This window comes from Oleiagrimonas sp. MCCC 1A03011, assembly GCF_003267965.1.
Lineage (GTDB): Bacteria > Pseudomonadota > Gammaproteobacteria > Xanthomonadales > Rhodanobacteraceae > Oleiagrimonas > Oleiagrimonas citrea.
The window spans coordinates 543,366-562,450 of the sequence record NZ_MSPY01000002.1 but is presented as its reverse complement, the minus strand read 5'-3'; the positions used below and the strand labels follow the sequence as shown (position 1 = coordinate 562,450).

General features: G+C 65.2%; 21 protein-coding genes and 2 riboswitches. Of the genes, 5 read left to right on the top strand and 16 right to left on the bottom strand.

Annotation, left to right across the window (positions count from 1 at the left end; translation table 11 throughout):
• Window positions 1-7 precede the first annotated feature (7 nt).
• The 5 genes from BTJ49_RS06155 to BTJ49_RS06135 all read right to left on the bottom strand — a co-directional run bounded on the left by BTJ49_RS06155 (window position 8) and on the right by BTJ49_RS06135 (window position 6,098).
• Complete coding sequence (locus BTJ49_RS06155; RefSeq protein ID WP_113064461.1) at window positions 8-1,315, bottom strand: ABC transporter permease; 1,308 nt, start codon at window positions 1,313-1,315, stop codon at window positions 8-10.
• Between the two features lie 22 nt (window positions 1,316-1,337).
• The gene (locus BTJ49_RS06150) at window positions 1,338-2,561 is read right to left on the bottom strand and encodes an FtsX-like permease family protein (RefSeq protein WP_113064460.1); all 1,224 of its coding nucleotides are present in this window, start codon (window positions 2,559-2,561) and stop codon (window positions 1,338-1,340) included.
• A 17-nt stretch (window positions 2,562-2,578) separates the two neighbouring features.
• Window positions 2,579-3,892, bottom strand: coding sequence for an ABC transporter permease (locus tag BTJ49_RS06145; RefSeq protein ID WP_113064459.1), 1,314 nt, complete (start codon window positions 3,890-3,892; stop codon window positions 2,579-2,581).
• 46 nt (window positions 3,893-3,938) lie between these two features.
• Window positions 3,939-4,652: an ABC transporter ATP-binding protein gene (locus BTJ49_RS06140; protein ID WP_113064458.1), complete on the bottom strand. Its 714-nt coding sequence runs from the start codon at window positions 4,650-4,652 to the stop codon at window positions 3,939-3,941.
• A gap of 177 nt (window positions 4,653-4,829) precedes the next feature.
• Window positions 4,830-6,098: an HlyD family efflux transporter periplasmic adaptor subunit gene (locus tag BTJ49_RS06135; RefSeq protein WP_113064457.1), complete on the bottom strand. Its 1,269-nt coding sequence runs from the start codon at window positions 6,096-6,098 to the stop codon at window positions 4,830-4,832.
• A 225-nt stretch (window positions 6,099-6,323) separates the two neighbouring features.
• On the opposite strand from BTJ49_RS06135, the gene BTJ49_RS06130 reads away from it, so the two are divergent.
• Genes BTJ49_RS06130 through BTJ49_RS06125 form a run of 3 tightly spaced genes read left to right on the top strand, consistent with a single transcriptional unit; the run spans window position 6,324 to window position 8,592 of the window.
• Window positions 6,324-6,914: a sigma-70 family RNA polymerase sigma factor gene (locus BTJ49_RS06130; protein ID WP_113064456.1), complete on the top strand. Its 591-nt coding sequence runs from the start codon at window positions 6,324-6,326 to the stop codon at window positions 6,912-6,914.
• Window positions 6,915-6,916: 2 nt separating this feature from the next.
• Window positions 6,917-7,516, top strand: a complete 600-nt coding sequence (locus BTJ49_RS15730) for a hypothetical protein (RefSeq protein WP_168184685.1) — start codon at window positions 6,917-6,919, stop codon at window positions 7,514-7,516.
• Between the two features lie 17 nt (window positions 7,517-7,533).
• Window positions 7,534-8,592, top strand: coding sequence for a PDZ domain-containing protein (locus BTJ49_RS06125; protein WP_168184684.1), 1,059 nt, complete (start codon window positions 7,534-7,536; stop codon window positions 8,590-8,592).
• 57 nt (window positions 8,593-8,649) lie between these two features.
• Here the strand turns inward: BTJ49_RS06125 and BTJ49_RS15465 are convergent, their stop codons facing one another.
• The 3 genes from BTJ49_RS15465 to BTJ49_RS06110 form a co-directional block, all read right to left on the bottom strand.
• Window positions 8,650-9,306, bottom strand: a complete 657-nt coding sequence (locus BTJ49_RS15465; protein ID WP_146742289.1) for a hypothetical protein — start codon at window positions 9,304-9,306, stop codon at window positions 8,650-8,652.
• Between the two features lie 107 nt (window positions 9,307-9,413).
• Entirely contained in the window at window positions 9,414-9,602 is a 189-nt protein-coding gene (locus BTJ49_RS06115; protein WP_240601747.1) for a hemin uptake protein HemP, read from the bottom strand.
• Between the two features lie 73 nt (window positions 9,603-9,675).
• Window positions 9,676-10,641 carry an aldo/keto reductase gene (locus tag BTJ49_RS06110; protein WP_113064452.1) on the bottom strand — a complete coding sequence of 322 codons (966 nt, stop codon included), beginning with the start codon at window positions 10,639-10,641 and terminating at the stop codon, window positions 9,676-9,678.
• A gap of 99 nt (window positions 10,642-10,740) precedes the next feature.
• Window positions 10,741-10,854: riboswitch (yybP-ykoY riboswitch) on the top strand.
• Window positions 10,855-10,946: 92 nt separating this feature from the next.
• On the opposite strand from BTJ49_RS06110, the gene BTJ49_RS06105 reads away from it, so the two are divergent.
• On the top strand, window positions 10,947-11,516 hold the full coding sequence (locus tag BTJ49_RS06105) for a TMEM165/GDT1 family protein (protein WP_113064451.1): 570 nt from the start codon (window positions 10,947-10,949) through the stop codon (window positions 11,514-11,516).
• An 18-nt stretch (window positions 11,517-11,534) separates the two neighbouring features.
• Here BTJ49_RS06105 and BTJ49_RS06100 read toward each other — a convergent pair whose 3' ends face one another.
• From BTJ49_RS06100 to BTJ49_RS06065, 8 genes are all read right to left on the bottom strand, one after another.
• Window positions 11,535-12,035 (bottom strand): phosphatidylglycerophosphatase A, encoded by a 501-nt coding sequence (locus BTJ49_RS06100; RefSeq protein WP_113064450.1) that lies wholly within the window; start codon window positions 12,033-12,035, stop codon window positions 11,535-11,537.
• Window positions 12,032-13,012, bottom strand: a complete 981-nt coding sequence (gene thiL / locus BTJ49_RS06095; protein ID WP_113064449.1) for a thiamine-phosphate kinase — start codon at window positions 13,010-13,012, stop codon at window positions 12,032-12,034. The genes BTJ49_RS06100 and thiL overlap by 4 nt, the downstream gene beginning before the upstream one ends.
• Before the next feature lie 21 nt (window positions 13,013-13,033).
• A complete protein-coding gene (nusB, locus tag BTJ49_RS06090; protein WP_113064448.1) occupies window positions 13,034-13,483 on the bottom strand; it encodes a transcription antitermination factor NusB in 450 nt (149 codons plus the stop codon).
• Between the two features lie 5 nt (window positions 13,484-13,488).
• Window positions 13,489-13,950 (bottom strand): 6,7-dimethyl-8-ribityllumazine synthase, encoded by a 462-nt coding sequence (gene ribE, locus BTJ49_RS06085; protein WP_113064447.1) that lies wholly within the window; start codon window positions 13,948-13,950, stop codon window positions 13,489-13,491.
• Between the two features lie 59 nt (window positions 13,951-14,009).
• Window positions 14,010-14,966 carry a muramoyltetrapeptide carboxypeptidase gene (gene ldcA / locus BTJ49_RS06080; protein WP_113064446.1) on the bottom strand — a complete coding sequence of 319 codons (957 nt, stop codon included), beginning with the start codon at window positions 14,964-14,966 and terminating at the stop codon, window positions 14,010-14,012.
• Between the two features lie 93 nt (window positions 14,967-15,059).
• Window positions 15,060-16,154 (bottom strand): 3,4-dihydroxy-2-butanone-4-phosphate synthase, encoded by a 1,095-nt coding sequence (gene ribB, locus BTJ49_RS06075; protein ID WP_113064445.1) that lies wholly within the window; start codon window positions 16,152-16,154, stop codon window positions 15,060-15,062.
• A 135-nt stretch (window positions 16,155-16,289) separates the two neighbouring features.
• Complete coding sequence (locus tag BTJ49_RS06070) at window positions 16,290-16,931, bottom strand: riboflavin synthase (protein ID WP_113064444.1); 642 nt, start codon at window positions 16,929-16,931, stop codon at window positions 16,290-16,292.
• A 131-nt stretch (window positions 16,932-17,062) separates the two neighbouring features.
• Window positions 17,063-17,207, bottom strand: a riboswitch (FMN riboswitch).
• 110 nt (window positions 17,208-17,317) lie between these two features.
• On the bottom strand, window positions 17,318-17,950 hold the full coding sequence (locus BTJ49_RS06065) for a TetR/AcrR family transcriptional regulator (RefSeq protein ID WP_168184683.1): 633 nt from the start codon (window positions 17,948-17,950) through the stop codon (window positions 17,318-17,320).
• Window positions 17,951-18,029: 79 nt separating this feature from the next.
• Between BTJ49_RS06065 and BTJ49_RS06060 the strand changes: the two genes are divergently transcribed.
• Window positions 18,030-18,932: an alpha/beta hydrolase gene (locus tag BTJ49_RS06060; protein ID WP_168184682.1), complete on the top strand. Its 903-nt coding sequence runs from the start codon at window positions 18,030-18,032 to the stop codon at window positions 18,930-18,932.
• Window positions 18,933-19,085: the final 153 nt, after the last annotated feature.

Genomic DNA, 19,085 nt, shown 5'->3' with positions numbered 1-19,085 from the left:
GCGCCTCTCATATCGATTTCAACTGCGGAGCCGGCACCACCACGCAGGCACGCCATGCAGGAAGCAGTCCAGCGATGAGGCTGGCGACCAGTGCGACCGCGAACGTTGCGGCGAACATGGATGGATCGAGGTGCGCCAGGTGCGCATAGGATGCGGGCTGATGCCGGATCGCCAGCAGCCCAAGCTCGGCGAAGACGAGCCCCAGCACGCCTCCGGTAATGCCGACGATGGCCGATTCGACCATGTACTGCGCGAAGATCATGCGACGCATGGCCCCCATGGCACGGCGCACACCGATTTCGCGCGAACGCCACAGACACTTCGCCAGCAGCAGCCCCACGGTGTTGACGATGCAGATCAGCAAGAATCCGAAAGCCAGGTTGGTCTGCAGACGCAGATCACTGGGCACCACCTGCTCGCGATCGAGGAAGCCCGTCAGGCTGTAGAGCCAAACTCTGGGTTGATGCAGCCGGCCCAGAGCCATCTGCTGCTGTACGTAATGCTTGAGGAACTGTTTGTAGGCGCGGGCATCGGCGGCATGCTCGAACTCCACCCACAGATTGACCCAGGCGCACGGCGACGTTTCCATGTGCGCCGTGTTGGCCGGTCCCCAGCAGCTGTAGTTGGTAGGCAACATATGGTTGGCACGGGCCGACTGCAAAGGCAGGTACACGGCATCACCGTCGCCATAGGTGTCGCCGAAATTCAATGCGTAGAAGCGCGGCTGCGGGGCCCAGGGTTTCAGCACACCGATGATGCGGTACTCGTGATCGTTGACACGCAACATCTTGCCTACGCTGTCCCGACCTGCGAACAACCTGTTATTGAGCGCGCTGGAGATCACCACGACGCGAGCCCGATTCTCGCCGTCCTGCGCACTCCAGCCGCCACCGTACGCGAACGGCACATCGAACATGGCGAAGAAGTCTGGCGTGGTCAGGACACCTCCGCCGAAAAAAGGAAAAGCTCCCGGCTTCGTCGGTGCGATCCTGGCCTTGGTCAGGGTCGTCACGGCTTGCCGTTTGGCCTTTCGCGCATGCATGAGGCTCATCGCATCCGTGTACGACATCATGTCGCCCCACCATCGGGGCATCTGCTCGACCGTTCCGGTGCTGCCCGCCGGCCACGGGTTGATGACGGGCGTGAACAGATGCACGCTGCGCGTCGGGAGCGGGTCGCCCGAAAGCAGCTTCAGCACGGTCAGCGTCGTGATCGATGCGCCGATGCCCAGCCCCAGGGTCAACACCATCAACAGGGTGAGCGCCCGGTTGCGCCTGAAACTGCGAATCGCCAGCTGTAAGTAGTAAAAGAACATCGTTTCCCTTGAGTTCTTGTCGTCACACGGTGCGCGTTGCTACCACCGGCGGCACGCGCGAGGCGCGCATCGCCGGCGCGAGTACCGCGGCCTGCCCCAGAAGCAACAGCACGATCACACCGCCTGCGACCCACAGCCATGAAATGCGCTGCATCTCGAACGCCTGCATCAGCCACTGGTTCACGCCCACGGCCAGCAGCACACCCATCACCACGCCGGTGACGCCGATCAGCAGGTTCTCGGTGAGGAAATAGCTGAGAATGTCGTGCTTCGTGGCGCCCAGCGCGCGTCGCACGCCGATCTGCTTGCGGCGCTGACCAACCCAGAAACTGGTCAGACCGACGATGCCGGCCGCAGTGATGCCCAGCAGCACAAAGCAGATCACCCCCATCAGGATGGCCATACCACGATCGCGCTTGTAGGCATCCTGACGCATCTGTGTGAATGTCATGACGCCGTGGTCGTCGGGGATCACGCGCATGCGGTCCGATGCCATCAAGGCCGCCGGCGCGGCGCGCAGAACCTTGTCGAGCTGGCCGTCCTTCACGCGCACGACGAAGTTGGTGCCCCCCGTCATCAACTGTTTCGGAACCAGTGTGGAGCTGCCTTCCCAGTTCGAAGCCCAGCCACCGACCCAAGGCACCTGCAGACGTGCCACGACCCCGATGATGATGCTGGGCTTGTTGCCCAGGTAGACACGCTTGCCGACTGCAGGCTCACCCGGGAACAGCTTGTTCGCCATTGCACGGGTAACGATGACCTGAGGCGGATCCAGCGAATCGTGCGACATGTGAGGCCCCACTTCGCTGACGCGGAAATTGCGGCCCGCAACCAGCTTCAGACCCAGGGTGTCCAGCGTGTGGGTATCGGCAAAATAGATCGCCGTATGCGCTCGCTTGCCCTTGCCGTCCGGCTTCAGACTCATGCCCGTGGACCAGCCGCCGTTGCTCAGCGGGGTCGTATTGGTGGCGTAGGCATCGACCACGCCCGGCAAACGACGCAACGTATCCAGATCCGCCTTCATCAGCGGACCGATATCCTTGTCGTCGGCGCCAACCCACTGGTTCTGGATGCGGATCAGATGCGCTTCGTCGACACCGCTGCTGCGGGACAGCTTGGTGACGCGCTGCTGGATGATGAACAGCGCGTTGCAGACGATGGCCAGGGTGAGCGCGATCTGCACTGCGATCAGAATCGTGCCGGCCTTGTGATGGCGCAGCGCGGAGAGAATGGGCTTGATTTGCATGGTCGTGTCTCCCCCGCTCAATTGGATTTCAGTTGCCACGCAGGCTGCACACGCGCGGCGCGCCAGGTCGGATAGAAAGCGGCGATCACGGTGGCAAACACCGCCACCAGCAAGGTCAGTACAACCAGCGTCACATCCACCCGTGCCAGTCTCGCGATATCCGGATCGAACACCATGCCGATTCCGAGCACTCCGCACGCCGTAAGAAGAAGCCCCAGCACGCCACCGGCGACACCGACCATGGCCGCCTCGGCGAGGAACTGGCGATAGACTTCGCCGCGCGAAGCTCCCAGCGCACGTCGCACACCGATCTCCGGTGCACGGCGCATGAACTTGGCCAGCAGCAGACCGATGGTGTTGACCAGGCACACCACCAGGAATCCCAGTGCGACGAACAGAGACACCTGCGATTCCTGCGGCACCACATGCTGGTCCGCAAGCCACTCCGTCACGTTGTGCAGGCGCACGTTAGGCGGCCAGTCGAACCGACCGGCCTGCTGCTGCTGTGCGGCATAGGCGTGCAGGTAATTCTTGTAGCGCGCTGCAGCGGCGGCATCGGGGAGTTCGACCCAGTACGACAGCCACACGCACTCCGAGTACAGCCAGCCCTTCCAGCCCGGTGACACATTGACGTTGCAGTTGTTGTTGCCCCACGTCGGAATCTGCAGATCCACTGCGCGCGTGAAGGGAATCCATATCTCGGGCGGATCGGGTGCGAATCCGCCTGTGTTGTTCACGTCGAAGAAACGCGGCTGGGGGTTCCACGTCCGCGTGACGCCGGCGATCCGATAGCGATGACCCTCGATGTCGATGCTGCGGCCGACGCTGTTGGCGCCGCCGAACAGCCGCTGATTGACCTTCTCGCTGATCACCGCGACGGGTGCGTGCTGCGCGTCGTCGGATGCCGGCCAGGCGCCACCGAACTCGAACGGCACTTCGAACATCGGGAAGAAATCGGCGTAGGTCGCATAGCCGGTCACGTCGAACGGCTTGGCCTTTGGATCAGCGGGAATCACGGATAGACCGACCGGGTACGACACGGTCTGCATCGAGGCCTTGCTCGTCTTCATCAGCGCCATGGCGTCGGTGTAGTCCATGGCATTAGGAGGATCATCGCTAGTCCGCCCGTTCGCATGCCCCCAGTTGTCGATCTGCGGCTTGAACAGTTTCGCAGACTTGTCGGGAATCGGATTTCCCGACACCGCGCGGAACACCGCATAAGTGGTCATCGACGCCGCAACGCCGAAACCGACCGCCAACACCATCAGCAGGGTCAGCATCGGGTTGCGGCGCAGACTGCGCACTCCGAGTCTCAGGTAGTAGGCAAGCATCGAAGAGCTCCGGCAAAGATGAAGATCGACAACAAGGGACGGGTGATCAGCCGTGCGAGGAAGCGGCCTGTTCTGCCTGGAACCGCGGCTCTTCTGCGATATCCACTTCCTGGCCGTCGATGATGTGCACGTTGCGCTGGGCGCGTGCCGCCAGTTCCGGATCATGGGTCACCATGACGATGGTCGCGCCCTCGCGATGGATATCCTCGAGCAGTTCCATGACGCCGCGCGCCATCTGCGTGTCGAGGTTGCCGGTCGGTTCATCGGCCAGCAGCAAGCGCGGGCTGCCTGCCAGGGCACGGGCGATGGCGACACGCTGCTGCTGACCGCCGGACAGTTCGGCCGGATAGTGCTTCAGGCGCGAGGCCAGACCCACGCGTTCCAGCGCATCCATGATGCGCTGCTTGCGCTCGGCCGCCTTCATGCCGCGATAGCGCAGCGGCACTTCCACGTTGTCGAACACGTTGAGATCGGGAATCAGGTTGAACGCCTGGAAGATGAAGCCGATCTTCTCGTTGCGGATCTTCGAGCGCGCATTGTCATTGAGGCCGCTGACATCGACGCCGTCGAGCATGTACTCACCGCCGGTGAACGTCTCCAGCAGACCGGCGATGGTCAGGAAGGTGGTCTTGCCGGAACCGGACGGGCCGGTGACGGCGACGAACTCGCCTTCCTTCACGTCGATGTTGAAATCGCGAAGCGCGTAGGTCTCCACGACTTCGGTGCGATAGACCTTGGACAGGTGGGTCATCTTCAGCATGGTGGACTTCCTTGGTTGGAATGAATGAATCGTTTTCGTGCGTGGAAAAGAACGCCGCCCGTTCAGGTGGCACGGATGACTCAGAGGTATTCCGTCACGATGTTGCGCAGAACGGGTGGATACAGGTACATGTTCCTTAAAAACTCTTCGCCGAATCCGGAACGGAGCGCATGACGATCAATCGCTGATCGCCACGCGCGCGGCGCCGTTGAAGTTGTCGGTGCCCGAGATCACCACCTTGTCGCCGACCTTCAGGCCCTGCAGGATCTCGACTTTGTCGATGGAGCTGGCGCCGACGCGGATCGGCGTCTTCACCGCGATGCCGTCGTGCACCACATAGGCGTAGCGACCGCCGGATTCGTCAACGAAGGAACCGCGCGCTACCGTCAGCACGTTGTCGCGCTTGTCCAGCACGATGCGCACCGACAGACGCTGGTTCTGGCGCAGGTGCTCGGGCTTGGCGCCCTCGAAACGTACCCGCGCAGCCACCTCGCCATTGACGACCTCCGGTGAGATGGCGCTCACCTGACCGTTCCAGGCGTTTCCGTTGCCGCTGATGCGCGCCGGCATGCCGACACCGAGATCCCGAGCGAAGCTCTCTGGCACCTTCACCTCGACCTCGAGTGCCGACAGATCGATCACGCTGAGCAATTTGGCATCCTTGGCCACAGTGGCGCGCGGTGCCACGAACAGCTGGCCGATCTGACCGTTCACCGGCGAACGCACATTGAGTTCTCCGACCCGACGTTCGAGATCCTGGACCAGCAATGCCTGTCGGTCGTGCGCGAGTTTCTTGGCCTTGACGTCGAAACCAAGACTGTCGCGATTGAGGCTGAGATCGCTCTGCGCATGCTTGAGCTTGATCTGCGCCTTCTCTAACGAATCCTTGGCATGATCAACGTCCGAGCGCGTGAACGCTCCGTTCTTGAACGCCTCTTGATAACGCTTGAAATCGCGATCAGCGCTCTGCACATCGATCCGCGCCGTCTCCACATTCTGCTCGAGCTGGCCACGCTGCTTGCGCGCATCGATCTTGGCGCGCTCGTAATCGACTTCCATGGCATCCAGATTCGATTTCTCCTGTGCCAGCTTGTTCTTCAGCTCGGGGCTGTCGATCGTCGCCAGCACCTGACCGCGCTTGACCGTGTCACCGGCGTGCACCTTCAACGCAACCATGCCCGGTGAGTTGGCGTACAGCGTCGGGCGGACAGCAGCGACCACGCGACCGTCGGCGGCAATGTCGTTGACGAACGCACCCCGCTGCACGGTGGCAAACGACAGCCGTGACGCGCTGACCGAGCTCGAGGCCGAAAGCATGTGCTTCAGGCTCGGCACCAGCAGTCCGATCACCACGATCACTGCGACCCCGATTCCGATCAGAACCAGGCGACGACGTTTGGGATGGACCTCGATCAATTGGTCCTGCGCGGATGTATCTCGAATCATGTAGCAATCCCCTGCGCATGAAAGGCGCGTTCAGGTGAATTGTCTGCAAGCCCCGTGCCAACCCCGGCCAGACCAGCTAACCACATGTTTTCCATGAGAATGGAAGAAGCCAGCGCCCCTACCGAAAAGTGTCCGCGGACACTGACCGGACACTATCGGCGAGCATTCGCGGCGTACGCCGGAGACGGGTGCGACCCTTTCTGTTCCTGGCGCATCATGTAAGACGTGAACCCGAACTCGACATTCCGGCAGGACCTGCCCGACACCCTCATCGACCGCTTCCGCGCGGGAGACCTGGATGCGTTCGAGCAGATCTATCGCCGATTCGAACGCCCTGCGTTCACCCTCGCGTTACGCCTGACCGGGCAACGCGAGAGTGCACAGGAAGTACTGCAGGACGCCATGCTCAAGGCCTTCGAGCGAGTCGGACAGTTCCGCGGCGATGCGCCTTTCTGGGGCTGGTTGCGGCGGCTGGTCATCAACGAAGCACTGATGGTGCTGCGCAAACGCGGCCGTTTCGCGGACGCCCCCTTCGAAGAAGACGCCTTCGTCGACCATGCGCCCGCTCCCTGGATACACGCCGACGCGCCGACGCTCGAACGCGCCCTGGCCGAACTGCCGGACACCGCGCGCGCCGTGCTGTGGCTCTACCACGTCGAGGGTTACACCCATGTCGAGATCGCCGAACAATTCGGCCGTACGGTGAGCTTTTCCAAGTCGCAGGTGGCGCGCGGCACGCAACGCCTGCGTGAACTTCTGCAACCCGAACCGGGCTATTCGCCCTGCCTGATCAACGCCGCGGGCAACGCATCATGAACATGTTCCCTCCCCACAACCAGCACGACGCCGGGCCGGACCGCCTCCGCGAAGCGCTGTCGCAATTGCCCGAGCATGCCCCCGACAGCGAGACCTGGTCGCGCATCCATGCACGCGCCGTCTCGCGCCGACGCAGTCGCCGGCGGTTGCGCCGCATTCTTCCGCTGGCTGCAGCCGCCAGCCTGCTGCTCGCACTGGGCATGCCCGTTCTGCACGACGCGACATCGCCTGACCGCGCCCCCCTGCAAACGCAGACACACGTATCCACACCGATGCAAAACCCGGCAACGGCGCACACCGCCATGCCGACCGTAGCCACCCTGCAGCATCGCTCCATGCGCATGGAGCAATGGCTGAGCGAACTGCGCACCCACGGCGCACCGCTGCAAGGAATCGCTCTGGCACGTGCAGTGGATCTGCAGGACCGCATCGGTCTGGTCGATCTGCAACTTTCCGCACCCGGCGACACGCCCGCACGCAAGGCGCTGTGGCAGCAGCGCGTGAACCTGCTCCAGGACCTGGCGATGCTGCGCGTCAGCCAGTCGCCGGTCTCCGATCAACGCGCCATGGCCGAAAGCCGCAGCGCAGCCATTCAACTGTGACCCCGAGGAGACACCTCATGTACCGACGCATTCTCTGTATTACTGCGTTGCTGCTGGCCGCTTTCGCGGTCCAGGCCGCACCGCCGCCCTCGACACCCAGTCCCGCCGAACAGGCCAAGCTGCAGAAGGAATTCCAGCATCTGCAGAAGCGCATGGAAGAACTGGGTGAGCGCATGGGCAAGCTCGCCGTGCGCATGCACGCCGACGACCCCAAGGTCTACGCCTATCGCTTCATGGCCGATCCGGACCGCGGCATGCTCGGCCTGGTCATGATGCCGACCGACAAGGGCCTGAAGGTCGCCGCGATCACGCCCGGCTCGTCCGCCGAGAAAGCCGGCATCAAGGCCGGCGACATGATCGTCGCCGTCGATGGCAAATCCGCTGTGGCAAACAACGGCTCCGGCTCCCACGCCTCCCGTCTCGAACTGCTGCAGAACCTCAAGGTCGGGCAGAAAGTGAAGCTGAAGCTCGATCGCGACGGCAATCTGCGCACTGTTCACGTCACTGCGCAGCGCCATGACAGCCCGGACTGGCAGCGCGCGCTGGCGATGCACGACATCCACTGGCACGACAAGGGGCCGGGCGATGTCGACGTCGAACGCATCGTCATCCGCGCCCACGACAAACTTGGCAAGCTGCGCAGCAAGAAGATGCTGTTCTTCGGCACCCCCTTCTGGGGCCTCAATCTGACCTCGCTGAACAAGGATCTCGGTCGCTACTTCGGCACCGAGAAAGGCGCACTGGTGCTGTCCACCGATGCCGAGCGCTATCCGGGCCTGAAAGCCGGTGACGTCATCACGCGTGTCGACGGCAGCGCGATCGACGATCCCGAGGACGTGACCCGCGCCGTGCATGAACACAAGGGCGAAGGTCCGCTCAAGCTGGCACTGCGTCGGCATGGGCGCACACTCAACATTACGATGAAAGCGCCTTCGATCGACGCCATCCTGCCGCCGTTGCCGCCACCTCCGCCTGTTCCGCCACCGGCGCCGCCCGTTCCGCCGCCCCCGCCGCCGGCTTCGGTGCCTCCCGCTCCGCCTGCGCCGCCGGCGCCGCCCACACCGCCGTCGAGCTGACCTACAGCAACATATGCGAATCACCGAACGAGGCCGCCTGCGCGGCCTCGTTCGCTTTCATGGCGCGACGCGACACGATCCGGGCTCGCCCAGGTGCCACTGCCGCGCCCGCTGTTCGGCGCACACCCGCCCCAGCCTCGACACGGGCGCGTCGATCATGCTCAACCACGATTGGCCAGCCCAGATATGTAGCCGGAAGCGCACCACCGCGACGCGCCCGTGCCCACCACCTCGCAGTCCCCGCATCCATGCCGCGCGTGTCGCGCACATCGTCGTCGCGACGGACGACTCGTTCGATCGTGCACTCCCGTGCAGCAAGGCGTCCCAGGCGCAGTAGTCACTGTCCGGAAGCAGCACGATGCGCATCCAGCTCCGCCCGGATGCCTGTCGACATTCGAGCCACTCACATGGGCCGTTCTGATCCACGTGCGCATACCCGTCAACCGCAACCGTCGACGACATCGCGGCCAACCAGGGATGCGCAGCCCAGAGCCGTCGTGACGCACACGCGGCCCCCGGCGGCACAGCATCGACGACATGACACAGCACCGCGCCCAGCGACGGCAAGGCTGACAGCGCACCCGCGCACGCATCTGCAGATGCATACTGTGTGCGGACCGCGGCCGGCTCGACCGACACGGCCGAACGCCATGTGTCCGCCAGCATGCAGCGTCCGACATCCGCTGCGGAAAAGTCTTCGTCAAAAACAGGCATGCTCCCTCCGGCGCAGCATGTGCATCGCTGGCTGGCGCGGCATGGGGAGCGTGCCTGGCTGGCGCGGAAACGCGCACACGCCGGACTGGCCGGCGTGTGCATTCGGACTACTTCGTCAGGATCAGCTTGTCATTGCGCGTCACGCGCAAGTGATATTCGCTGCCTTGATGCTCGATGACCAACTCGCGCGCGCCGTCGAGCAGGCGGCGGCTGGCCACGCGCTGCACGACCGGCGACGAGGCGAGTCGTGTCGCACGCGGCGAAACGGATGTGTTGGAAGGCTTGTGCAGCGACACCGAAATTCTCCGTTGGGCATTCGCTACAAATAGTAATGATTCTCATTTGATAGTCAAGCCATCCGCCCTCGACTCAGCCCAGGATGTCGTCCACGCGCTGCATGACCGAGGCATCGATCCGCTCGACCTGCGCCAGCGCCTTGAGATTCTCCTCCAGCTGGGCGGGCTTGCTGGCGCCCAGCATCACCGTCGACACATGCGGATTCTTCAGGCACCAGGCCAGCGCGAACTGCGCCGGAGCGATGCCCAGCTCCTCGGCGAGATCGGCCACGGCGTTGGCCTTGCGCAGACGATCCGGATCCTCCATCACGGCCTCGCGCAGCCACTCGTAGCCGGGAAGATTCAGGCGCGAATCGTCGGGCACGCCGTCGCGGTACTTGCCGGTCAGCAGGCCCGAAGCCAGCGGCGACCAGATCGTGGTGCCCATGCCGAAGTCGTCGTACAGCGGCGCGTATTCCTTCTCCACGCGTTCGCGATGCAGGAGGTTGTACTGCGGCTGCTCCATGCTCGGCCCATGCAGATGATGCGTCCGGGCGATCTCGTGCGCTTCGCGGATACGCTCGGCCGGCCACTCGGACGTACCCCAGTACAGCACCTTGCCCTGGCGGATCAGCGTGTCCATGGCGAACACGGTCTCCTCGACCGGCGTGTCTTCATCCGGGCGATGGCAGAAATACAGGTCCAGGTAATCGACCTTGAGCCGCTTCAGGGCCTGATCGCAGGCTTCGCGCACATGCTTGCGCGACAGGCCGCGCTGCGTCGGTGCCGGGTCCTCGACCGCGCCGAAATAGACCTTGCTCGACACGCAGTAACTGTCACGCGGCCAGTCCAGGTCCTTCAGCGCCTTGCCCATGACGCGCTCGGCATCGCCGGCGGCATAGGTTTCGGCGTTGTCGAAGAAGTTGACGCCGTAGTCGCGAGCCATCGCCAGCAGCTCGACGGCCTGCTTGCGCCCCACCTGGCGGCCGAAGGTGACCCAGGCGCCGTAGGAAAGCGCGGAGAGTTTCAGACCGGTGCGGCCAAGACGACGATATTCCATAGTGATGTCTCCCGATGCGGAACCGCCGGCCAGTATGCATGCGCCGCACGGAACCTGCGGTGAAGCACGCGCTTGCGCACAGCCACGCGCCTGCCGTACCCTTGCGCCCGCTCCATCGGGGAGTAGCCGACCGGCGACGAAATGCGCCGGAGCACGCGTCAACACACTTGATCGACCGATCATGGCGCGCGCGACGCGGACCACGTCCGCCTCCGGCAAGACCGCTGGTTCTCACGCAACGACCCGACCGGGGCGCAGCGTGCGAATCATCGCGTCCACATCGTCCCCGGTCCCAAGGAGTCTCCGTGCAAACCTTCCTGATCGCCGCCGCCACCGTCGCATTGGCCGAAGTCGGCGACAAGACGCAGCTGCTGTCGTTGATCCTCGCCGCGCGTTACCGCAAGCCGTGGCCGATCTGCATCGGCATTCTGCTCGCCACCCTCGTCAATCACGCCCTCGCCGGATTCGTCGGCGAACTGCTCGCACGCTGGCTGACCCCGCAGGTGCTGCACTGGGTCGTGGTCGTCTCGCTGCTGGCCATGGCCGTGTGGATCCTGATCCCGGACCGCATGGAAGAGGAAGACGCGCAGGACAAGCCGCGCCATGGCGTCATGGTGGCCACCGTCATCGCCTTCTTTCTCGCCGAGATGGGCGACAAGACGCAGATCGCCACCGTGGTGCTGGCCGCGCAGTACCACCCGCTGTGGCAGGTCGTGGCCGGCACCACCGTCGGCATGCTGCTGGCCAATGTGCCGGTGGTGTGGCTGGGATCGCGCTTTGCCCATCGTCTTCCGCTGCGCGCCACGCGACTGGCCTCGGCCGTGCTGTTCGCGGCGCTGGCCGTCTGGACCCTGCTCAGCGGTCCGAGGATGTAAGCGCCGGGAACAACCGGTTCAGGCAAGGAAATGCAGCGCGACGGCGAGGATCACGGCCGCGAACACGCCGGCCACCACGTCGTCCAGCATCACGCCGATGCCGCCCTTCACGCGCGCGTCGAGCCAGCGGATCGGCCACGGTTTGAGCACGTCGAAGAAGCGGAACAGCGCGAAGCCGGCCACGATCGCCCACCACGGCGCGGCCAGCGCCGGCAGCAGCGCGATCCACTGGCCGATCACTTCGTCCCACACCAGGGCGCGGTGATCGGACACGCCGATGCGCCGCCCGCTCTCGCCGCATGCCCAGAGGCCAATGGCGAAGCCGACGATCAGCACCAGGCCCCAGGCCGGCACGGCGAGGTCGCGCATGAACCACCACGGCAGGATCGCCAGCGCCGAACCGACCGTGCCCTGCGCCACCGGCGCCAGGCCGGCACCGAAGAACAGGGCCAGCCAGCCAGCCGGATGCGTGAGCAGCGCCGTGCGCTGCGTCGGGGTCAGGGAAGTGCGTGCGTTCATGAGCGGAAATGATCCCATCCGGACGCGGAGACAGCCACCGACCGACCGGCTGCGTCACGCACGGCGAGGCCGTCCTCGGCAACGATGCGTCCGATGCGGGCCACGCCGCAACCCTGGCGCGAGAGATCGGCGATCAGATCAGCGGCGCGCTCCGACGGCACGGTGAAGCACAATTCATAGTCGTCGCCGCCGCGCAATGCGAAATCGCGCGCATCGTCGGCGAACAAGGTCAGCAAGGCCGAAGACAGCGGCAAGGCATCGGCGTCCAGCACCGCGCCGACGCCGCTGGCCCGGCACACGTGACCGAGATCGGCCAGCAACCCATCGGACACGTCGATGCAAGCACTCGCGACACCGCGCAGCAACTGCCCGGCCGCCACCCGAGGCGTCGGCCGGTTGAGACGCCCGATCAACGCCTTGCGACTGTCGACCGAGGCAGTCAGCAGGCGATCTGCATCCGCGCGCTCACGGTCCAGGCACGCCAGACCCGCCGCCGCATCGCCGAGCGTGCCGGTGACGAAGATTGCATCACCTGCCTTGGCGCCATCGCGACGCAAGGCCTGCGCCTCGGGCACGAAACCGTGCACAGTGACGCTGACCGCCAGCGGGCCGCGCGTCGTGTCGCCACCGACCAGCGCCAGCCGATGCGGTTCGGCCAGGGCCGTGAACCCGTCGAGAAAGCCCTCGACGAAACGCCGGTCCGCCCCAGGAAGGGTCAGCGAAAGCAGCGCCCAGGCCGGTGTCGCGCCCATCGCCGCCAAGTCGGAAAGATTGACCGCCAGCGCCTTCCAGCCGATGTCCGCCGGCGCCGTGCCGACCGGAAAATGCACGCCCTCGAGCAGCGTGTCGACGGCGACGGCCAACGCGTGGCCGGCCGGGGGACGCAGCAAGGCAGCATCGTCGCCGATGCCCAGCAAGACGTCCTCGCGCCGCACCGCAGCGCGCGCACGGATCAGCTCGATCAGGTCGAATTCCATGACGCCCGCGCGGGACGCGCCTCAGGCGCCGCCCTGCTTCTCCAGCTGGCGCCATTCCTTCGCCAGCTTGTCGAGCACGCCATTGACGTAGGTGTGCCCATGGTCGGCGCCGAAGCGCTTGGTCACTTCGACCGCTTCGTTGATGACCACGCGGTACGGCACATCGGGGCGGAACTTGAACTCGTAGGCCGCCAGTCGCAGCGCGGCGCGCTCGATCGGGTCGACCTGGTCCACCGGGCGGTCCAGATGCGGCGTGATGCCGGCGTCGAGTTCGTCCAGATGCGAGACCACGCCCTTTAGCAGATCCTCGAAATACTCCAGATCCGCCACTTCCATGTCCTGCTCGTGGCGGAACTGGGCGATCACCTTGTCGATGCCCGCATCATCATTCATCTGCCAGGCGTAGAGCGCCTGCAGCGCGCGACGGCGGGAACGGGAACGGGCGGCCGGGTCGATTCCATCGGGACGCATGGCAGTCACAGCTTCGCGTACAAGTTGACCATCTCCAGCGCCGCCAGCGCGGCGTCGGCACCCTTGTTTCCGGCCTTGGTGCCGGAGCGCTCGATGGCCTGCTCGATGGTGTCGGTGGTCAGCACGCCGAAGGCGACCGGCACGCCGCTGTCGCGCGACGCCGCAGCCAGGCCCTTCGCAGCTTCGCCAGCCACGTAGTCGAAATGCGGCGTCGAACCACGGATCACCGCGCCCAGCGCGATCACCGCAGCGTAGTCACCGGACGCGGCCAGTCGCTGCGCGACCAGCGGAATTTCCCACGCGCCGGGCACGCGCACCAGGTCGATGGCGTCCTCGGACACACCGTGACGTACCAGCGCGTCGCGCGCGCCGCTGACCAGGGCTTCGACGACGAAACCGTTGAAGCGACCGGCGACCAGGACAAAACGGCCTTTCGGCGTGGCGAAATCGCCTTCGATGATCTTCATGTGTCTCTCAAGCTCCAGAACGTGGGACTAGCCCGCGTGGGGCCGCCCATTGTACGGATTCAGGACGCCGACTGCGCGACAGGCTCGGCGGCGGCCACATAGGGGTAGCCGGAGAACGCCAGTTCGGCCCGACCGCCCTCGCGGATGCGAAGACGCGAACGGCTGCCGACCGGCAGCGTCAGCTTGTCGCGGCGATGTCCGAACGGCAGCCCGCTGATGACCGGCACATGGGTGATGCTGCGCAGATGGTTGACCACCGCGCGCAGATCGTAGGCCGGATCGTATTCGTCGCCGCGATAGCCGGAAAATTCGCCCAGCACGACGGCGCGCTGACTGTCGAGCACGCCACTCAGCTTCAGCTGATAGAGCAGTCGCTCGATGCGGTAGACCGGCTCGAACACGTCCTCGATGAACAGGATGCCGTTGTCGACCTCGGGCATGTAGGGCGTACCCAGCAGACTGCACACCACCGCCAGGTTGCCGCCCCACAGCATGCCGTGCACATCGATGCCCGCGTCGGCGTGGGTGTCCCAGTGCACTTTCCGCGACGGCGCGCGCACCGTGTTCCAGAAGTGCTCCAGCGTGAAACCGCTCGTCGACTGGCCGCCGAAGTCGTAGGCCAGCATCGGGCCGGCGAAACTGACCACGTCCGAACGCGCATTCAGCGCCAGGCTGATCGCCGTGAAATCGCTGTGCCCGACCAGCGCGCAGAGACTGCCGGCCAGACGCGCGCGCAGCGCGTCGTAGTCCAGGTGCGGCAGGATGCGATGCGCGCCGTAACCGCCGCGCACGGCCATGACGATGTCCGGCAGCGGCACGCCCGGATCGCCCAGACGATTGATCTCCTCCGCGCGCACGCTGTCGGTACCGGCGAAGCGCAGATAGCGGCGCAACCCGGACTCCGCGCCCAGTACGCGATGGCCGGCGCGCTGCAGGCGCTCGACGCCGCGCTGCACGGCCTGGGGGTCGGCAAACCCGGAGGGGGCAACCAGCTGGATGGTCAGGGACGAAGTCATCTTGCGTTCGAGGTGGGAGCGGGAAGCGCTGGCGCAAAGGCTAGCAGCTTGCGGCGCGCCGCGCGCTTTTCCACGCGCGCGGCGCTACCGCGTTCACACATGCTCGACCACTTCCAGCCCGAAGCCGCCCAGTCCCACCAGCTTGCGCGGTGTGCCCAGCACGCGCAGGCGATGCACGCCCAGGTCCGCAAGGATCTGCGCCCCCAGGCCCAGCTGACGCCATTCCTGCTGCTGCGCGTCGTCATCGTCCTCGCGCGGCGGCGTGCGGCCTTCCAGGCGCGCCATCAGCGCATCGGCGGTATCCGCCCCGGACAGCACCAGCAGCACGCCGCGGTCTTCCTCGGCGATGCGACGCAGCGCCGCCGTCACCGTCAGTCCCAGATCGTCGCGCTTCAGATGCAGCACATCGGACAGCGTGTTGCGCATGTGCACACGGGTCAGCACCGGCGCGTCGTCGTCGACCGTTCCGCGCAGCAGGGCGAAATGCAGACGGTGATCGAGCAGATCGCGATAGGCCACCAGGCGGAACGTCCCGGCCTCGGTCTCCACCTCGGACTCGTGCACACGCTCGACCGTCTTCTCGGTCTCCATGCGGTAGCTGATGAGGTCGGCGATGGTGCCGATCTTCAACCCGTGCTTTTTCGCGAAGGCTTCCAGTTCGGGCCGGCGCGCCATGGAGCCGTCTTCGTGCAGCACCTCGACCAGCACGCCGGCCGGCTCCAGCCCGGCCAGACCGGCCAGATCGGCCGCCGCCTCGGTGTGCCCGGCGCGGCGCAGGACGCCGCCCGGCTGCGCGGTCAGCGGGAAGATGTGCCCCGGCTGGGTCAGATCCTCCGGATGCGCGTCGGCCTTCACCGCCGCCTGCACCGTGCGCGCGCGGTCGTAGGCGGAGATACCCGTGGTCACGCCCTCGGCTGCCTCGATGGAGACGGTGAAGTTGGTGTGGTACGGCGAGGTGTTGTCGCTGACCATGGGCTTCAGGCCCAACTGGCGGCAACGCTGCTCGGTCAACGCCAGACAGACCAGTCCGCGCGCCTCGCGCACCATGAAGTTGATGTCCTCGGGCCGGACCATGGACGCGGCCATGATGAGGTCGCCTTCGTTCTCGCGATCCTCGTCATCGAGAATCACGACCATGCGGCCGGCGCGGATGTCTTCGAGCAGTTCGGGGATGGTGTTGAATGCCATGTTGTTCGTTCCACCTTGAGAGGAACCGGCCGAAAGCAGCGGCCGGAATCCCATGTTGAGTCGCGACGGAAAAGACGCCGGTTCGACAGCTCTGGCCGCCCGCGCCCTGCCCGTCTCGGTGCAGTTCAGTCGGCGTCAGGCGAAGCCGTGCCGGCGCAGGAATTCGGCGTCGATGCCGCCGCCCTCGCCCGTGCCGAGCAGACGCTCGACATAACGCGCGACCACATCCACCTCCAGGTTCACGGCATCGCCGCTGCGGCGATGTGCGAAGGTGGTGTGCTCGACCGTGTGCGGAATCAGGTTCACGCCGAAACGCGTGCCCTCGACTTCGTTCACGGTCAGGCTGGTGCCATCGATGGTGATCGAGCCCTTGTGCGCGATATAGCGCGCGAGGTCGGCCGGCACCTCGAAGGTCCAGCGTTGCGAGCGTGCGTCGCGGGTCACCGAAACGACACGGCCGACACCGTCGACATGGCCGGACACCAGGTGCCCGCCCAGCCGGTCTGCCAGGCGCAGGGCTTTTTCCAGATTGACCGCATCGCCGTCCTTGAGTCCGCCGAGCGTAGTCAGCGACAACGACTCGTTGGACACATCGGCCGCGAATCCGCCGTCGTCCAGCGCCACCGCCGTCAGGCAACAGCCGGCCACGGCAATCGAATCGCCGAGCTGCACGTCGGAAAGATCGAGATCGCCCGTGGCGATGGACAGGCGCACGTCGCCGCCGCGCCGTTCGATGCCGCGAACGCGGCCCACGGACTGGATGATGCCAGTGAACATGTCAGCGCCCTCCCTTGCGGAAGGCACGCATGGAACTTGCGTGATGGAATTTCATGAAACGTTTCCCGTCGGTATGGATGGACGAAAAACGCCTCAAGGCACGAGGCTGCGCGCCCCATGAAGGGACACGTGGCCGTCTTCTTTCATCCGGACTGTAACCGTCGGCTCCGGACTTGGACCGGATCTGCTGACCTCACGAAACCTCGTGAGCGCTCGCGGGCTCGTGCCTGGGCACCTACCGCCGGTGGGGACTTCCACCCCGCCCTGAAGACGTTGTTGATGTTGCTTGGCTGGCTCGCACCAGCGGGCGAATGATAGCACCGGCCGGCGTGCGTTGGCCCGCACGCACTGTTCGCAAGCGCGAACCGACCCGCCTGCTGCGGAAATCAGGCTTCGCTTTTCAGATAGGCGACATAGGTGCGCGTCAGTTCCTCGGCCAGCGCCTCGTTCGCCTCCGGCAGCACGGTGCGCCAGAGGTTGCGCGGCTTGAACGCGATAGTGTTGATGGTGGTGGCCGCGGTCAGCGTGGCGATGCGCACGGCACGTTCCGGATCGGGATGGGCGATGGCGGCGCGATGCGCGAGCATCGCCTGCACGATCTGCTCCAGATTGTCGCGCTCAATCGCCTGCGCAGCCTCGACGAACGCCGGATCGTCATCGGTTTCCATGAAACGATCCAGCGCCCGCAGCAAATGATAGTGCTGACGGAACTGCGCAAAGAAGTGGTCGATCAGCGTCCGCGCCGCCCGTTCCAGTGATCCGCCGAGCTTCTCGCCCGCACGCTCGCGATTGGCCTGGTTGCTGCGCTTGAGCATGTGCAGGAACGCCGCCCGCAACAGCGCCTGCTTGCTCTCGAACCGCCGGTAGATGGTCGCCGGCGACACCTCGGCCTTGCGCGCAATGCGAGGAATGGTGGCGTTTTCCAGCCCCAGCTCGTCCAGTGTCCAGATGGTCGCCGCCAGCAGCCGCGCGAGCGTGCGGCGGCTGCGTTCCTGTTGCGGCGGTCGGTCGGCGGGCATGGACGGCATGGGGCCAAGCATAGACATGTTCGCCCGATTATGTAAATGTGAATTCCTATTCACATCATGGAAAAGGCCAGTGCCCAGGGACCGAGACAACCAGCGCATCACCCTGCGCGATGGCCGTCGGCTGGGATTTGCCGAGTACGGTCCGTCCGACGGCCTCCCGCTGATGCTGTTCCACGGCACGCCCGGCTCGCGCCTGCTCAGCTTCCTGGAACGTGCCGAATGGGTCGAACGGCTGGGTTTTCGCGTGCTGACGCCGGAGCGCCCCGGCTACGGCCTGTCCGACCCCGCGCCCAGGCGCAGCATCGGCGACTGGGCCGAAGACATCACGCAACTGGCCGATCAGCTCGGCCTGGATCGCTTCCATGTAGCCGGCGGCTCCGGCGGCGGCGCCTTCGCGCTGGCCTGCGCCATCAAGCTGCCCGAACGCGTGCGTTCGGCCACCCTGATCTGCAGCGGCTCCCCGCCTCAATTTCTGCGAATCACGAAGGACATGCAGACAGGCAACCGCGTGGCGTTCTTCCTGGCCCGATACGCACCGCCACTGCTGCGCATTCTCAACATCCTGATGGCACGCGGCGCGAGTAAACCGCGCAAACCATCGAGCGAAGCTGCCAAACAACGCATGCTCGCCGGATTCTGCGAATGGGACCGACGCATCCTGATGGCCCGCAAGGACGACACAGGCACCATGCGTCAGATCCAGCAAGCCTTCCGCCAAGGCTCCGCCGGCGCATACCGCGACATGATGCTGGTCAGCCACGGCTGGGGACTCGACCTGTCCGCCAATACCGTGCCCGTCTTCCTCTGGCACGGCACCGCCGACACCCTGGTTCCAATCGCCAGCGCCCGCGCCTTCGCCGCAAACATCCCCCACTGCGAAGCGCACTTCATCGAAGACGCCGGCCACATGCTGCTGGGCAGCGAGGAAGCGAGTGCGCAGATGATGGAAAGAATCGCCTCGCTTGCCGACTAGCTCGCAAGCAATGGGGCATAGCCGTTAGGGCGCCGAGCATCCCATGCAGCGATGGCTGGCTAGTCGCTAGCGACGCGTTACTACTTTGCGGATGTTCGAGGTGCATACTGGTCTGGTCTTTCGGCAGATACCGACCCAAAGCTGATGGTCGAG

Coding starts and splice junctions, on each gene's coding strand:
- BTJ49_RS06155 (WP_113064461.1), bottom strand. CDS start 1,315: ATGTTCTTTTACTACTTACAGCTGGCGATTCGCAGTTTCAGGCGCAAC.
- BTJ49_RS06150 (WP_113064460.1), bottom strand. CDS start 2,561: ATGCAAATCAAGCCCATTCTCTCCGCGCTGCGCCATCACAAGGCCGGC.
- BTJ49_RS06145 (WP_113064459.1), bottom strand. CDS start 3,892: ATGCTTGCCTACTACCTGAGACTCGGAGTGCGCAGTCTGCGCCGCAAC.
- BTJ49_RS06140 (WP_113064458.1), bottom strand. CDS start 4,652: ATGCTGAAGATGACCCACCTGTCCAAGGTCTATCGCACCGAAGTCGTG.
- BTJ49_RS06135 (WP_113064457.1), bottom strand. CDS start 6,098: ATGATTCGAGATACATCCGCGCAGGACCAATTGATCGAGGTCCATCCC.
- BTJ49_RS15730 (WP_168184685.1), top strand. CDS start 6,917: ATGTTCCCTCCCCACAACCAGCACGACGCCGGGCCGGACCGCCTCCGC.
- BTJ49_RS06125 (WP_168184684.1), top strand. CDS start 7,534: ATGTACCGACGCATTCTCTGTATTACTGCGTTGCTGCTGGCCGCTTTC.
- BTJ49_RS15465 (WP_146742289.1), bottom strand. CDS start 9,306: ATGCCTGTTTTTGACGAAGACTTTTCCGCAGCGGATGTCGGACGCTGC.
- BTJ49_RS06110 (WP_113064452.1), bottom strand. CDS start 10,641: ATGGAATATCGTCGTCTTGGCCGCACCGGTCTGAAACTCTCCGCGCTT.
- BTJ49_RS06100 (WP_113064450.1), bottom strand. CDS start 12,035: ATGAACGCACGCACTTCCCTGACCCCGACGCAGCGCACGGCGCTGCTC.
- thiL (WP_113064449.1), bottom strand. CDS start 13,012: ATGGAATTCGACCTGATCGAGCTGATCCGTGCGCGCGCTGCGGTGCGG.
- nusB (WP_113064448.1), bottom strand. CDS start 13,483: ATGCGTCCCGATGGAATCGACCCGGCCGCCCGTTCCCGTTCCCGCCGT.
- ribE (WP_113064447.1), bottom strand. CDS start 13,950: ATGAAGATCATCGAAGGCGATTTCGCCACGCCGAAAGGCCGTTTTGTC.
- ldcA (WP_113064446.1), bottom strand. CDS start 14,966: ATGACTTCGTCCCTGACCATCCAGCTGGTTGCCCCCTCCGGGTTTGCC.
- ribB (WP_113064445.1), bottom strand. CDS start 16,154: ATGGCATTCAACACCATCCCCGAACTGCTCGAAGACATCCGCGCCGGC.
- BTJ49_RS06070 (WP_113064444.1), bottom strand. CDS start 16,931: ATGTTCACTGGCATCATCCAGTCCGTGGGCCGCGTTCGCGGCATCGAA.
- BTJ49_RS06065 (WP_168184683.1), bottom strand. CDS start 17,950: ATGCCCGCCGACCGACCGCCGCAACAGGAACGCAGCCGCCGCACGCTC.